Source organism: Bradyrhizobium sp. UFLA03-84 (genome assembly GCF_002289535.1).
In the GTDB taxonomy this organism is placed as follows: Bacteria; Pseudomonadota; Alphaproteobacteria; order Rhizobiales; family Xanthobacteraceae; genus Bradyrhizobium; species Bradyrhizobium viridifuturi.
In genome coordinates, this window is record NZ_NSJY01000011.1 from 127,077 (window position 1) to 142,818 (window position 15,742).

The following is a 15,742-nucleotide window of genomic DNA, read 5'->3' on the forward strand; positions in this document are numbered from 1 at the left end:
AAAAGCTCATTTTGCGCCGTCACGATGTCACCTGCGGGTCGCTGAGAAGTACAGCTAGCGTGCAATCCGCCGAACTCAATTGCCATTTGCTTTGTAGCTTGATCTCGCGTCAGCCTTCTTCAGCATGAAATGCTGGGCCTTGCCCAACGCAGTTTTCGGTAGCTCTGGCGTGAAAATGATCTCGTGCGGTACCTTGAAACGGGCGAGCTGCGACCGGACATGCGCGATCAGCGCTTCTGCTTCGATCCGGGCGCCCGGTCGCCTGATTACATAAGCGACCGGCACTTCTTCCCAACGCGGATGCGGTCGACCGATGACGGCGCAATCTGCAACATCCGGATGACCAACAAGCACACGTTCAACTTCGGCCGGATAGACGTTCTCTCCACCGGAAATGATCAGGTTCTTCTTGCGGTCATGCACCCAAAAGTACCCGTCGGCGTCGCGACTACCAATGTCGCCGGTGCGATACCAGCCACCGTCCAGAGCCTTGCGGGTTGTCTCTTGATCTTCCCAGTATCCGCAGAAGACGTTGGGCCCGCGTACGGCGATCTCGCCTGCGCCACCGGCCGGCAGCGTGTGCCCAGCATCATCTATGATCGCAGCTTCGCAACACAGACCTGCGAGGCCGCTCGATCCCTCGGGCACGAGACCCCCGCCGAGCTTAGTATACACAGCAATCGGGCAGGTCTCCGTCGAACCGTAAACCTGCAGGACCGGCACGCCGCGCGCGACAAAGAGCTCGACAAGATCGTGGGGCACCATAGTAGATCCGGTACAGATTGCCCTGAGCGCGGAGAGATCGGTGCTATCCCATCGGGCATTCTCGGTCAGGGCTCGCATCATGGCTGGCACCAAAACTGCCAGAGTGGGTCGATCGCGCTCGAACGCGTCGAGAGTGGTCTCCGCTGTAAAGCGGCTGTGAATAGTAACCGTCGCGCCGTGATGCAAACTGGGCGTCGTCTGGATGTTTAGTCCACCGACGTGGAACAGTGGCAGGACAGTCAAGGCGTGATCGGCCGAGGTGAGGTCATGCATGTGCTGACTCATGACGCCGTTCCAGAGCAGCGCTTCCTGACGCAGTACGGCACCTTTCGGTCGTCCTGTTGTGCCCGAAGTGTAGACTATCAAAAGCGGGCAAGACAGGTCCGCACCCGGATTGCGTCCGTCACCACAGTCTGCGTCCAAAAGATCGTCCAGTTTGTTTCCGCCGATAGGTGCGAAGTCTAGCCCGACAACAGAAACAGAAGGCAGCCGCGTCGCGACAATAGGCAGGACTGCGTCGAAGGACCGCTCGACTAGCAACACGTTTGCTCCTGAGTCGGACAGAATGAACAGCTGCTCGGCGGGCGCGAGGCGCCAATTTAGAGGTACGAGAATTGCGCCGAGCCGCGCGCACGCATACAGCAGCACGAGATAGTCTGGTCGGTTCAGGCTAAGGATCGCGATCCGGTCTCCTCGCTCTACCCCGAACTGGCTCTTGAGGGCGCAAGCCGCCCGCCCTATCCGGTGACTGAGGCTCGCGTAGCTTAGAGTCTGCCCCTCGAAACGGATGGCGGTTTTATCAGGAGCATACGCTGCGTTGCGTTCAACTAGGGTGCAGAGGTCCAACTAAATCTCCATATAATCAGCTCCGCGCAACGGTTCGAACAGGTATCGCAACGCGCTCGCGAGGCCCACCAGATGGTTCGCTGCCCGTTGCACGATAATCACACCCTTCGGCAGGACAACGTGGCTATTGATTGTTGCGATGGTTGCGATCAACGGATATTGCCTGGCGAATCGCTGACGACTGATTACTCGTTCTGTTCGGCTCGGCGGCGGTCGTGTGCATCTGACCGTAGTGGTAGGCGCACCATGACGACTGTTTCTTGCCCGGTCTTTGACAGACAGGCTCGCCGCACATATAGGCAGCTCTGGTATCTCCATCCTTGACGCCGATGATGGCCCGGCATTGGCCTTCAATATGGTCGATCAACAAGACTTTGTTGACGCCGTCAGGCTCTTTCAACTTGTTGCTCCAGGATACCAGGCAATCTCTCCGGTGCTGTTCCGGTCACGCCGAGTGACACCCGCAGCTAAGGCCCTATGAAAACCTCAGGAGGCTCACGGCCTGTCGAGGAGGCTCACGGCCTGTCGAGGAGGCTCACGGCCTGTCGCACATCTGCGCACGAGAATGCGCCGGTAGGCCGGCATGAGCGGAGCGAAGAGCCCATTCGGCGGACTGCTTCTGGGGCTGTCTCCCGCCAGAAGAGCGGGGCGGGTTCAATATCGGGAAAAGGCCGCGCCCTGCAGTGGCGCTGCACCGAACCCTGCATTGATCTTGTCCGACGTCGCCTGCTCGCTGCAGGCCCGGCTTGCGGCAGCCAAAGTGTTGCGGTTCTGCAATGCTCAACCATTTGCAACTAGCCGCGAGCCGTAAGGCTGCGGTCAAGACGCGCTGCGTCACTGTTTCGACCGGAAGGCCGTCGGGGATGAAGATCATGACCAACCAGTGCGGGGTTGTTCTGACCAACTCAGACATTCGTCAATCCTTCCAGTCGCGGCGGGGATGAAGATGCGTGCCAACCGTAAGATCGTACAACTTAACGTTACGTCCGATTCAAGCCCTTTCTGACAACTTCGCATGAACATGCCAAGGGTATGTCGGGACGGACCTCCGCGACGGGTAGAGAGCTCCCAGCGCGGCGATCTGCGTTAAAAAGTGGCGCTCCCATCAGAATGGTTCTGCGGATGGCAGGGGCCTTGTCGAAAAGGCTTGCCACGTCCAGCGATCGAGTGCTCGCTACCAAGAGCGGATTGCGCGACGCCCTCCGCTTAAGTTCGCTCGCCTACCGATGCGTGGATTATCGCAGTGTCTGATAGAGGCGATACAGCAGCCGCGCGCGAGGTTCGATCGATGAAATATAGAGTTGCTCATGATGCGTGTGCGCGCCCTTGCCGTCTACGCCGAGGCCATCGAGGGTTGCGGTATGCGGCGCGGTGAAATTGGCATCGGAGCCGCCGCCGCTGAACGCATCGAGCAGCTCGAAACCAATCTCAGCGGCAAGTTGCCTGGCGTGTTCGTATAGCGTGGCGCCGGCCTTGCTCTTCTCATAGGGAGGACGGTTCAAGCCGCCCGATACTTTCAGGCGAACGCCATCGGTGCGCGAGGTGATTCGGAGAATTCTCGACACCAACTCGTCTGCATGTGCCATAGCCGGCACGCGCAGGTCGACTTCCGCATGGGCCTGTTCGGCAATTACGTTTGGCTTGGTGCCGCCGCGGACGACGCCAACGTTGACGGTGATGCCGCGCGAAAGATCGTTCATCGCCTCGAGCGTCTGGATCACATTGGCTAGCTCCCGGATCGCGCTACGGCAGTGTTCGGGGCGTTCGCCGGCGTGCGCCGGCGCGCCCTTGATGAAGACATCGAAGCGGCCAACACCCTTCCGCCCGGTGACGACCTTGCCGCCGTTGCGCGCCGGTTCGGTAACCAGCACATATTTTGCCTTGCGACCCTCGGCCTCGATCAGGGCCCGCGAGGTGGGACTGCCGATCTCCTCATCCGACACGTAGAGGTGGGTGATGCCGAGCGGCGGGCGCGCGTCGTCGGCGCAGATCTGCCGAAATGCGTGATAGGCTAAATAGGCGCCGCCCTTCATGTCGTAGGCACCCGGGCCGAACGCGCTGTCACCGTTGGTCTTGAACGGTAGTCGTTTTATGAATCCCATCGGATGAACGGTGTCGAGATGGCTCAACACCAGGATGCCCGGCACGCCCTGTCCCCATGACGAGCGCGCGATCAGGTGATCGCCGCAACGTTCACGTCCCGCAATGCGCTCGATGGCAGCCGGCAGGTCGCGATAGCCGCCCGCGACGACGTCAGCCAGCTTGTTGAGCTGATCCGGCCGTTCCGTCGGGGACTCGATCTCGACCCAGCGACGGATGCCATCGAGGATCGCGGAAGTTTCAAACGGGTAACTGGACATATTTGTCGGATGCCCCTCGAGTCTCGACTTTCATCACCCGCGCAAGCCCATGGTACGACCCGCTTGCTCGCTTCAGGATTGAGCACGAAGATCTTAGCTTGGCTGGCATTGTGACGCAGTGTGCCTTTAAACGATGATCCTGCCGCGACACTACGCGCCTGCCGAGGAGAACTGAGCTACCAAAGCTGGTAGTTTACGTCGGGGCTATGCCGGTCCAGCGTGCGGTCGGATGGTCTACGCCGTGAGTTACGCGCGCTTTTCAACGCGAGGTGAGTCCGTAAGAACCAAAGTCGTCCACGAGCTGCCGGATGATTGGCCGATAAAGATCGCTCCAGTACCAGTCGTCCGGTCAACGCGTATTCCATTCTAACGGCATTCTGCGCAGTACTTGGCAACGGGAAAGGTTCGAAGCGCGCCCTGGAAGTTGATCAATGGATTGCCATGGCCAGCCCCAGCCGCGACAATTCGTCCGATAAAGATCCTATGTGTGCCAATGATCTTGTGGTCATAGAGAACGCATTCGATCGCGCAAAGTGCGTTGGACAATAGCGGCACGTTGACCACGCCCTGAGTCCAGGAAGCCGTGCCGAAGCGATGAACACCTTTTACTCCCTCCTGACCGCCAAAACGCAGGGCCAGGTCCTTCTGGTCGCTGTGGAGAAGATTGATTGCAAAACTGCCGCTAGCGAGGATCGCGTCATGCGCTTCAGATTGGGCGTTGATGCCAACGAGCAAGCACGGCGGTTCCATGCAGATGGACGTCACAGAACTCACCGTCAGTCCACGTCGTCCGCCGGCCGTTCCGGTCGTCACGATGGCGACACCGCTTGCCAGATATCGCATAGCCTGACGGAAATCGGCCGGCTGGATAGACGGCATATTCCCAACCACGGGGGATGACCAGTGTGTCATGATTTGCCTTTGCGGTTATACCCCACTCTGATGCTTCGTTAGCTTGGGCAGGCTCGGATTCATCTCGCGGCCGCAATTGGGCGCGCAGTCTCGGAAAACCGCGTGTCTAGAGGGCAATGATGAGACCGAACACGACATTGATGTCCTCCGCGCGACGACCAGAGTGCTGCCCAAGGTTATCGCTCAATGTACGCGTAAGAGAACACGCTTTTTTGCATCCAGAAGATGCACATCGAGCGTCGCGTGCAGCGAACCCCGCAATTCGGGCGGGATCGAGCAATCCGTGTCGATCAATTCACGAAACTTTCGGATGATGTGTTCTATCATTGCGATGGATCCGAGTGCCTCCAACTTCTGTGATGACATCATCTGACTATCTCCTTTGGAACGCAGCGCATGCCGCGGGTCTGTATCTCGGCAGTAGGGGCTGGAGCAGACTCTCGCCGATGAACAGGGATGGCTCTCGTACCGCGTTCTTAACGAGGACTGCTTTGAACGGCGCGCGCACGCGGCACATGCTCATCGAAATTTCGAAGGAATAGGCGCACAGTCGCAGCTGCTATTGCATAGCCGCTTGTCAGAATCGGCTTCCTCGGGACCATGGTCCGGCCCCTGTTACGTGTTGGACACTGCAATCAAGCGTTTCAGTCGAACGGCTGCGCTGCCACTGTCAAGCGCATGTTGTGCAAGTGCGACGCCCTCCTGCAGCGTCTCGACGCGGCCGGCCACGATCAATGTCGCCGCCGCATTCAAAATTGCAGCGTCGCGAAATCGACCCGGAACGCCGTCGAGCACGTTTTGCAAGGCGACGGCATTGTCCTTCGCTTCGCCGCTCTCCAGCGTCTCCTTGTCGCAGCGGGCAAGCCCGGCTTGTTCCGGTGTCACTTCGAAGGTGCGCACTGTGCCGGCCTCAAGCGCAGCAACAAAGGTCGGCCCGGTGAGGGTAACCTCGCCCAGCCCGTTAGAGCCATGAACCACCCATGCCGATTCGGCGCCAAGGTTCTTCAGCACGTAAGCCAGAGGCTGAACCCATTCGCGAGCGAATATCCCAACGATCTGCCGCTTGACCCTGGTCGGATTGGACAGGGGCCCGATGAGGTTAAGGATGGTGTGGGTCCCAAGTGCGGTGCGGATCTGGCCGACGCGCTGCATCGCCGGATAATGGGCTGACGCAAATGAGAAGCCGATTCCGGCTTCATGCACACAGCGCGCAACGGCCTCAGGCTTGAGGTCGACGTTGACACCGAGATGCGCCAATAGTTGCGCGGTGCTAGGACCCGAAGATGTATCGCTGTTGGCATGTCTGGCAACAGGAACGTCGGCTCCGGCGACGATAAATGAGGCGCACGTCATCACGTTGGCCGAATACGCAACGGTATCGCTCGTACTTGCGATATTGATCGGATTGCATGCGACCTCGACCCGCGGCATTCTCTCGCGTACCGCGGAGACCGCTCCGGTGACTTCTTCGATCGTCTCGCCCCTGACTCGCAAACCCATCAACAAGCCGCCGATCTGCGACGGAGTCGCATGACCCGACATCAGGCCGTCGAATGCTGACGCAGTTTCCTCGCGCGTCAGAGTGGCGCCGGTGGCAACTTTACCAATAATTGATTTCAGCGTTTCCATCGACTTTACACGTTCATTTGACCGAATCTGACGAGTGTCCCGCTTCATCGGAGGCTTTTGTTGAAGAGACGCGGCACCGGCCATCTTGATGAAGCTATCAAGCCCATCGGCGGCACGGCCGAGGGTCGACGTTTGAGTGATCGGTTGAGTAGGGCACCGCCATTTCGGCAAGGCTACAACCTGACGCTACGTGAGGGTCAAGCTCTTCATGTCGTAATGCCGTCAAGAGATCGCCGACCGATGAGAGCAGTGCAGTTGCTGCGCCAGCAAAGATGGCGAGGTCTACTGCCGCGCATGTGCCTTAGCGGCGACTTCTTGATCACGAGGATTCAGCCGAAGCGCCCGGAAACGTGGAAAAATCTTGCGGCTTGTCGGCACCGCTGTCCTGTCGGTTGTAGTCGCTTCTCACGTGCTTTGGGCGGAGCAGTGCTGATCTGCCCCCTACAAGCCACCCGCCAGACTGCAAATCAAGGTGCATACGGCGAAACCGGAAGCATCCTACCGCAACGGAGAGCTCCCGGTCCGGCTTGGGTCAGCGCCTAAGTGCTCGGTCCTGCCTTACATTCGGAACACGCCGTACTGCGGCGCGTCGATCGGTGCGTTGAGTGAAGCACTCAACGCGATTGCAAGGGCGGTCCTGGTATCGACAGGATCAAGAATGCCGTCGTCCCAGAGCTCGGACGTTGCATAATAGGCGCTTGATCGCTCGCGATATTCTTCAAGAACCGGTTCGCGAATGCCTGCCAGTTCCTGCTCAGAGAGCCGCCCTCCGTTGCGGGCCAATTGTCTCGCCTTGACGTGGGTGAGAACGCCGGCGGCCTGCTCGGCGCCCATCGCGGAAATCTGAGAGTTCGGCCAGCTGAACACAAACCGAGGATCAAACGCGCGTCCCGACATGGCGTAAGTGCCTGCGCCATGAGAGCTGTTGCAAATGATCGTAAACTTCGGGACTGACGCGCTGGACACAGTCATGATCAGCTTTGCGCCGTCCTTGGTGATCCCACGGCGCTCATATTCGCGGCCAACCATGAAGCCTGTGACGTTCTGCAGGAAGAGCAGGGGCGTTCGGTTTTTGTCGCATATTTGAATGAAATGAGCACCCTTTAGCGCACTGTCGCCGAACAAAACGCCGTTATTGGCAACAATCCCGACTTGATATCCATAGAGCCGGGCAAAGCCGCACACGAGTGATGTCGCATAACGCGGCTGGTACTCATCAAATCGACTGCCATCGACCAGACGAGCGATGATCTCCCGCATGTCGAACTGCGCTCGCGCGTCCTCTGGAATGATGCCGTAGAGTTCGGATGCATCATAGGCGGGCGGCTCGGGCGCTACGCGATCGATGCAGGTTTTCGCCGGTTGATGGAAGCGCGCGACAACGTTGCGCGCAATCGCGATTGCGTGGAGCTCGGAAGTTGCGAAATAGTCACTGGTGCCCGACACGCTCGTATGCATGAGGGCACCGCCGAGCTCTTGGGCGGAGACTTGTTCGCCAGTGGCAGCCTTCACGACCGGAGGGCCGCCAAGAAAAATGGCTCCCGTGCCTTCGACCACAATGTTGTATTCGCTAAGCGCGGGGACATAGGCCCCTGCCGCAGTGCACTGGCCCATGACGATGGCGACCTGCGGTACTCCCATCCTCGAGAGTATCGACTGATTGCGCAGAATTCGACCCGCATGGTATCGATCAGCAAAGAACTCCGCCTGCAAAGGCAGAAAACCGCCGGCGCAGTCGCATAGATGAACCACCGGCAGACGGTTTTCGATGGCTATGTCCAAGGCCCGCACGATCTTCTTGACCGAGAGTGGATACCATGCGCCGCTCTTCACGCTGGAATCGTCAGCGTGAACAATCACTTCTCGACCCGCAACGATGCCGATGCCGACCACCTGCGCGGCACCCGGAACCTCTCCGTTGTAAGCCTTGTTGGCAGCCAGCGTGGAAAGCTCCAGGAAAGGAGTTTCCGGATCCAGCAAGGCTGCGATGCGGTTGCGAACAAACAGCTTGTTCTGCCGACGCAGCCGCTCGATGTCTTTCTCAGGTCTGTCGAACCGGGCCAAGCGTTGGCGCTCCTTCAATTCGGCAGCCAGTTGTCTGTTGTGGAGGTCGTTGCGACGAAACTCCTGCGAATCGACATCCGCCGCAGAACCGATCCGCTGCATTTCAGAACCCTTCTTTAGACAGCGTTACGAGTACGGCGTCGTGCTCGAAGCTCTCGTTCTCCTTGACGTGAATCCGCTCGACGATGCCGTCCTGGGGTGATCGTATGATCGTTTCCAGCTTCATGCTTTCAATCATCATTAGCGCCGTCCCCGCCGAGACTGAGTCACCAGGCGAAACTGTAATCGCGACAACCCTCCCAGGCATTGGCGCTCGGGCTACGAGGGGACAAGTCCCGTCATTCCCAGCAGCGTAGGCCCCTAGCGGATCGATGTAGCGCAAAGTACGCGTTCTGCCGCGGATATGGAGGTGAATGAGCTCCCCGTCGATCACGAACCTGACGGGTTCGCTCTGCCCGGCAATGGTCAGGATACCGCTGCTGTCGCTGCGCTCGGTGAATGCGACGGGCGCAATCACCTCGTCTCGCAAATGAAGGCGGTAGCCATGCCGGCTGGCCGAAAGCCACAATGTATGATCTACGCCGTCAACCTCGAACGAGTGATACACTTCAGTTTCTCCAATTGCCGAGCGCTGAATGAAGCTCTGGCACGGCATCTGCCGAGTCGCGGACCGGCCTCGTCAGGAGAGCGGCGGATGCGAGGAACGCAGACATTCCGGCAGAAAAATTGCCCGCTGCGAGATGCGGGTTTTGTTCAAGGTATCCGACGTGGAAGTGACCGCCGAGAAATGCCTCGTCGGAAACGATCCGGGCGAGCAAGTTCGCATTGGTCTCGCACCCCAGCAAAACCAATTCGCGGACTGCACGATGGGCTTTCAGAACAGATTCCATGCGGCTTGGTGAATGCACGATGATCTTGGCGAGCATCGGATCGAACGCCGGCGTGATGTGCTGGCCTTGCATGATGCCGCTGTCGATCCGTACGTCATTGGGATACTCGAGAAGAAGTACTTTTCCGGTGGTCGGAGCGTATCCGCGTTCAGGAGCCTCAGCGTACAGCCGGAGCTCGATTGCATGGCCGTTCGAAACGATATCGGACTGGGAGAATGCAAGTTGGCGGCCCGCTGCCGCATAGATCTGTTCCGCCACCAGATCGACGCCAGTAATCATCTCGGTGACCGGATGCTCGACCTGAAGTCGTGTATTCATTTCAAGGAAGTAGAAATCGTCTCCGCTCAAGAGAAATTCGACCGTTCCTGCATTCCGGTAGTTCGCTGCACGAGCGATGCGAACCGCCGTATCGCAAATTCGAGCCCGCAATTCTTGGGATAGCGCAGGCGAGGGCGTTTCCTCGATAATCTTTTGGAAGCGGCGCTGCACGGAACACTCGCGCTCGTACAGATGCACGACGTTTCCTAAGCAATCACCGAGCACCTGTACTTCGATGTGTCGTGGGTATTCGAGATGTCGTTCGGCGTAGAGTCGGGCATCTCCAAAGTAACGGCCCGCTTCACTGCGCGCCTGCTCGATGGCTGCCTCCAAGGTATTAAGGTCGCGTACAATCCGCATGCCCTTACCGCCGCCCCCAGCCGATGGCTTCACGAGCAGAGGAGCTCCCATGGCCTGCGCTCTGGAGGCAAATGTCGCCGGATCATCTTCTTCGATGACGCAGGGGGCGACCGGAAAACCGTTGGACTGAACGAAATTGCGTGCGCGGATCTTGTCCCCCATCAGTTCGATAGTATCCGGAAGAGGACCGATGAACGCAATGCCGGTGTCTGTCACGGCTCTGGCGAACTCCGCATTTTCGGAAAGCAGCCCATAACCGGGATGCAGCGCGCCGGCGCGCGCCTGGTCGGCGGCCGCGATGATCTGCCTAGTATCGAGATAACTTGCGATCGGCGTGTTGCCGCTGATCTGAATGGCCAGGTCGGCCATGGAGACGGCGGGTGTTCTCGCGTCTATTTCGTGATAGGCAACTGCAGAACGGAGGCCAAGTTTACGTAACGTTTTGACGATGCGGGCGGCTATCTCGCCCCTGTTGGCGATCAGTACGGTATCGAAGGGCAATTGTGGCATTTGCCTATCCAAATAAGCATGAAGGGGACCAAACCGTCGTGAGTGACCGTGCTTGTTGCCTCCAGCCGACGTCGTGTGAACGTCCTGCGTGCTAGGTGGGTTATCTCGGAACGTGAGGCGGGCGAACAGGCCACCCGACCCTCTACTTCGAGATGCCGCCGTTCTTGCCCGTATCTCGCGAGGAGATCACGTAACGGCATTGCTGGCTGAGGCTGGCGTACTTGGATCTGAGGCAAGCAAGGATAGCGACGTGGCTCGGTATGTGATTGCTGCAAAGGCGGAACACGTCCTCCATACACGCCTGTCTCTCCTCGGGAGTCGGAGCTTGATCTCGCGCGTTGACCTGCCACGGGATTACAGCAGTCACTGCGGCAGCTAGAGCGATGGCGCGGCAGGATTTGAGGAGCGAAGCCAAACCGGCCCCTTGGTCTTGAGTCATGTCATTCCTTAAGGTTGATAGATCTGCGATGTTTTGAGCGAAGCGCAAGATGGTCTGTCCGTCGGCCAATAGACGTGTAGCGCCAGGTGCAATGCCTGCGAGTTCCGTATCGCCGACTCTGGTATGCCTGGATGTCTTGAAGTATTCGGCGTGGCACGTTGAGGTGTTTGAGCACAGCCCACCTCACGGCCAATAGTTGCTGCCACGGTCGGCGCGATACGGGATCGAACACGTCCTGCGGCCTGGTGCCGGCCTTATCGAGGCATGAGATGAGCAAAAGCCAGATGCGCTCAAACCATAGTTAATGACGCAATTGATCCTGCGTAGCGAATCCAGATGAGACGCCTCCAGGTCATCTTTAGTGTAGTCGGCCTGTGCTCCACATTAATCCGGAGACGGCCTTCGGGATGAGAGCGCCTTCTGTAGAAATATCGAAGGGCTCGATCTCTTCCGCTACCGGCCGAGGTAGCCTTGGATAACGCGTGCGCAGGTACGTATCTGCCGAAGCGAGTGATCCCGAGCGACTCTCGCCAGATGAGTTTAGATGTTTGACACATTCGCTATTCTCATTGTCCGCAGGAAGCGTCTGGATTGTCGGATGCGGTCCCGACTTGTCCAGGATCGTACAATCTGACGCTGCGTGCGATTCAAGTCCCTTCTTGAATCAAATCGACCGACACCTCTTACGGTGGCAAATGGCGCTTTGGTGGCCGCCAGCCCTTAGGTGATTATACGGAGCGCCGGTGTCGCATTTCTTTGATGTCCAAATTGCATGCTCACGGCATGAATCCGAAAAGTAAACTCTACCAGCCCGACCACTGGCGAAGCCGCGCGGAAGCAACGCGAAGAAAGGCGGAAGGACTCGCTTATGGTAAACCCAGAGACAGGCTTCTTAACGTTGCGATCGAGTACGATAAGCTGGCTCGGCGTGCCCAAGAGTGGCAGACGCACAGAAGTGAGGATGAAACATGGTCAGAGCGAGAGCTGTAGGGCTTTGCCGGGCCTCGATAAGCCGTGCCTCAGCTGGACGGCCGCAGCGCCGATCGCGGAGCAAATGTCACTCGGCAATCGGCGCATCCAAGCAAGTAGCGCTGGATTTGGCGTTTTGGTCCACGATAGGCTTTGCGGCTTTGAGGCACATTGAGTGACCTCGAAGCTGGTTCGGCATGTCCTGGAGGCGTGTTGCTGCCTCAGTTACGAATTCATGTTCTGCTAGCCGCGCCGACGCACAAAGCGGACCTGTGAAAGAAGTGTCCGCTTCCAACTGACGGTGGGGATATTCCTGGCTTACCATCGGATCGCCAAGGTCGGGAGGCGCGCGCGCGTGCCATCCGACGTAGCTTTACTTGTGATTTGTCAGTTCCGCGGGCTTCTTTGGCTCATAAGAAGACCGCTGCGACGATCCAGTAAATGCTGGCCCAGAGCAGCGCACCCAGGAGGAGCGCGGCCAGCGGCCATAGATTCCATCGCCGTTGCGCCTGCAAACAACGGCAATCGGCGTCGTAAGGCCTGACAATCGGGTCCTTTGGTGTGCGCCAATGAGTCATGGACCACGTGCCGCACTGGTCCGTGGGGAGCGGGTGTTCTCCGGATGCATCGTATCGTTCATAAGCTCGAAGTCTTCCTTCATGGCTCGGGTTATCGGATTCTTGTTTGCCGTGCGACCTGTATCCAGGTGATGGTATTTCTCATGCAGTGGGCGGTTAGACGAGGTGCTACCAAAGCTGAGGGACGCCGGGCAGTGAATTCGCTCAGAACTAAAGGATAGCCAGATGAGTGACATCTGGACTCACTAGAGCAATCAGCATGCCACGATCGGACTGGTGCCGGCGCAGCCTCGATGCGAAGCAAGCCGCCCGCTTGGTTTGGCGACACGAGCTCGCTGCACATGGTCGGAGTTGCGACCTTGTCGTCCGGAAGGCGCCATCGGCATCGAAAGAAGGCAAGAGCTCGCTAGCGACTTTTAGCGAACAGGGGTTCGGAGTTGCATGTAGGGACGTGGCAAAGGCGCCGCCAACCGCAGCGCGATTGCAGTGCCTCGAGATAGACTAATCAGCTTCTCTGACCATAAGCTTACGAAACCTCATCAACCCGTGGATGTTATCGGTTAGCGACACGTTATGCCTAGCCATCGCGACGTGAGGCTAGCCCGCTCCGATGTTGCTCCCGGACGAATCGATCACGGCCACATAGATGACGCATTGGCCCTGTTTCAGACTCGGCGAGCAGAAAGCGGCGAATGACCGCAGGACAGTTGGTGAGGCAGCAATCGCCCTTGCCAAGCATTGAGCGAGAATATGCGAATTACGCTGTGGTATTGCGGACGATGAGGGAATGTAGATGTCAGGCAATTCGGAGCGCATGCCAAGAATGGCGATCGATCCGGCGGCGATGAGGTGGTGGCTCTCGACGCCTCCGTAGGATCAAGCACATCTCCGCGAGACCTCAACGCGGCGCACACAACGAAACATTGTGCTTCAACCGTGAAAGCTCGAGGCCACATCATGTGCTGAAGCGTGCGTTGTTCGGCGGTGTACCTGCAGTCAATGAGCAAGGCGCTCCGCATGGGCCTCGTGCTGTGATCGAGATGTCGGGTCCTCATGCCCGCGGAGCCTCCCAGATAGGAAATTCGCAACCTGTGCGCCGGGTCATCATCGAGCGGATCTTGCGGGCAATCAAGACCTCGCAAGAATTCGCAAGCGTCCTGGGCAGGGCGCCAGCGGCCAAAAAAAGAGGAGAACAAGTGATGGACATCTGCGGCTTTCTCAGCAGGTGGTTCGCCGAAGAATGGTATTGGAGCGCCGTCCCAAATAGGACGGAACACGCGCTAAGTCGCGAGTTGAAAAGCAACAATGTCATCTACATCGACTTCAAGGCGGTCCACGAGGCGAAGGAGGAAACGTGCGGGCGAAAATAATTGAGAAGCTGGAGGCCGGTCGCGTACAATACGGCCAATTTGCCAGCCATCCAGGATCAGGTCCTTGTGGCATGTTCGTTGTACAGGGGCCTTGCGGCTGTGAACTGAGGATCAGTGGATTAATCCGTCCTGGCTGGGAGCATGTCGCTGTCTCAACGCCGCGACGTTGTCCGAATTGGGAAGAGATGTGCTTCGTCAAAGACCTGTTCTGGGATGAAGAGGAATGCGTGATGCAACTGCATCCCCCACATTCGCAATATGTAAATAACAGTCGGTACTGCCTGCATCTGTGGAGGCCAACTCATCGGGACATCCCAATGCCGCCACCGGGCTTTGTAGGCGTGGTTGGGCTCGGCCCATCAGAGGCGGCAATGTGGTTTGCGTGCATGAGTGCGACCGCATTATGAGGTAGGCTAAGGATTGTCCGCGTGGCAGATGAAAAGTAGTGGTTCGGCACTGTTGTCAGCCCGCACCGCAACGGAAAGTGTCGGCTCTTCCGTTTGCCTAACGTCGCGGGCTTGCCAGCCCAGCGAAGCACGAGGTGATGATGACGCACGGGCTCGGCGAGCCCGGTGCTGGCGAATTGACGGAACACAGCATCAGAATCGAACCATCGCCGCGTCAAATCTGTCTGGAGAGCCGCGCCAAACTCGAGCTCGGGATGAAATTGCATCCTCCGGCGATTGTGTCCGACCACTCCGTATCCTTGGAGTCGTCGACCAGGGCGCCGGCATTCCGGCCGGGACTGGCTGAGCAGAAAAGGTGGCCATCCAAGAGACGCCCTGCGGCCGCTTCTCCAACCCGTTCTTGCTCGTCAGCTCGTCGTCAGCTTGTCGCGATATGATTCGCAGGTAGGGCTCGCCAGCCCCACTCCGTCCAGGCAAGCATACGCTAGAGGCACGCGAACGCCATGTTCAATCCGGTAAGTGGCCAAGCCACGCGCGCGCCGATCAAGATGATGAACTGGGTTCAGTCGGCGGACAACAGCAACTTCGAGCAAGCGCTTACGGATCCCGCGCAGGAAGAGAGCCAGCCTCCCGAAGCGCTGTCGGATAAAATGGGGCTCTGCTGCAGCAGACCGGAGCCGAGCCAGACTTTATTCCAATACAGAACTGCCGAATTGCCTGGCGCCAATGTCGATGGCATCTGCGTCGGCTTGGCGGCGGAGTGGCTCCTCAATCTCGCCAGCAGCCCTTCGTCCCGAATGAGCGCGCTGATACCGGGCGCTCAAAGCCATGCCTCGGCGGCAGTGCGGCAGCAACGGTATGAAGAGCTCAAGGCGTTGTTGCGAATTGACAGGCCGGACGATTCTACCAACCTTCAGGCAAAAACCGCAATGTTGCGTGAGGCGGGATTAGAGCCTGCGAACAATCAGACTCGATATGAGTTTGGAACGTCCTCCGGAATTGCCCAGATAGTGAATGAAGTCACCCACGATCCATCGGACTATCTGATCGGCCTGCGTTTTAAACCGCGTGGCGCGCATACAATTGCGACCTCGACATCGAATGGAATGACGACCCTGTTTGATCCAAATTATGGAGAATTTTCCGTTCGGTCAAACCAGATGGGCGAGTTGTTCAAAAGCCTTGGCGACCGTTACAGTAACGTGAACGGGCTTGATATATTTATGGTGGTCACGCAAAGCATGACGTGAGCAAATCGAGGCTTCGGAGGTCGGTCCGATGTGCTGGCGCGAAGCCTTTGCCTGACAATGGCGATCGAGATCGGA

General features: G+C 58.3%; 12 protein-coding genes. 3 read left to right on the forward strand and 9 right to left on the reverse strand.

The window, feature by feature from the left end; translation table 11 throughout:
* Window positions 1-75: 75 nt before the first annotated feature.
* From CK489_RS12905 to CK489_RS12940, 9 genes are all read right to left on the reverse strand, one after another.
* Window positions 76-1,611, reverse strand: a complete 1,536-nt coding sequence (locus CK489_RS12905; RefSeq protein WP_050626575.1) for a class I adenylate-forming enzyme family protein — start codon at window positions 1,609-1,611, stop codon at window positions 76-78.
* A gap of 124 nt (window positions 1,612-1,735) precedes the next feature.
* A complete protein-coding gene (locus CK489_RS40705) occupies window positions 1,736-2,011 on the reverse strand; it encodes a hypothetical protein (protein ID WP_128089451.1) in 276 nt (91 codons plus the stop codon).
* An 835-nt stretch (window positions 2,012-2,846) separates the two neighbouring features.
* Window positions 2,847-3,971, reverse strand: a complete 1,125-nt coding sequence (locus CK489_RS12910) for a M20 family metallopeptidase (RefSeq protein WP_050404903.1) — start codon at window positions 3,969-3,971, stop codon at window positions 2,847-2,849.
* A 366-nt stretch (window positions 3,972-4,337) separates the two neighbouring features.
* Window positions 4,338-4,850, reverse strand: a complete 513-nt coding sequence (locus CK489_RS12915) for a flavin reductase family protein (RefSeq protein ID WP_095732581.1) — start codon at window positions 4,848-4,850, stop codon at window positions 4,338-4,340.
* Between the two features lie 216 nt (window positions 4,851-5,066).
* Window positions 5,067-5,252, reverse strand: coding sequence for a hypothetical protein (locus CK489_RS12920; protein ID WP_050404901.1), 186 nt, complete (start codon window positions 5,250-5,252; stop codon window positions 5,067-5,069).
* 246 nt (window positions 5,253-5,498) lie between these two features.
* Complete coding sequence (trpD, locus tag CK489_RS12925; protein WP_050404931.1) at window positions 5,499-6,512, reverse strand: anthranilate phosphoribosyltransferase; 1,014 nt, start codon at window positions 6,510-6,512, stop codon at window positions 5,499-5,501.
* A gap of 558 nt (window positions 6,513-7,070) precedes the next feature.
* Window positions 7,071-8,678 (reverse strand): acyl-CoA carboxylase subunit beta, encoded by a 1,608-nt coding sequence (locus CK489_RS12930; protein WP_050404900.1) that lies wholly within the window; start codon window positions 8,676-8,678, stop codon window positions 7,071-7,073.
* A gap of 1 nt (window position 8,679) precedes the next feature.
* A complete protein-coding gene (locus tag CK489_RS12935) occupies window positions 8,680-9,183 on the reverse strand; it encodes an acyl-CoA carboxylase biotin carboxyl carrier protein subunit (RefSeq protein WP_095732582.1) in 504 nt (167 codons plus the stop codon).
* 1 nt (window position 9,184) lies between these two features.
* Complete coding sequence (locus CK489_RS12940; RefSeq protein WP_095732583.1) at window positions 9,185-10,654, reverse strand: acetyl-CoA carboxylase biotin carboxylase subunit; 1,470 nt, start codon at window positions 10,652-10,654, stop codon at window positions 9,185-9,187.
* Between the two features lie 2,945 nt (window positions 10,655-13,599).
* Between CK489_RS12940 and CK489_RS12955 the strand changes: the two genes are divergently transcribed.
* The 3 genes from CK489_RS12955 (at window position 13,600) to CK489_RS12965 (ending at window position 15,667) form a co-directional block, all read left to right on the forward strand.
* Window positions 13,600-14,010, forward strand: a complete 411-nt coding sequence (locus tag CK489_RS12955) for a hypothetical protein (protein WP_143278140.1) — start codon at window positions 13,600-13,602, stop codon at window positions 14,008-14,010.
* A gap of 71 nt (window positions 14,011-14,081) precedes the next feature.
* Entirely contained in the window at window positions 14,082-14,417 is a 336-nt protein-coding gene (locus CK489_RS42880) for a DUF7694 domain-containing protein (RefSeq protein ID WP_430649144.1), read from the forward strand.
* Window positions 14,418-14,920: 503 nt separating this feature from the next.
* Window positions 14,921-15,667, forward strand: a complete 747-nt coding sequence (locus CK489_RS12965) for a YopT-type cysteine protease domain-containing protein (protein WP_095732585.1) — start codon at window positions 14,921-14,923, stop codon at window positions 15,665-15,667.
* Window positions 15,668-15,742 lie beyond the last annotated feature (75 nt).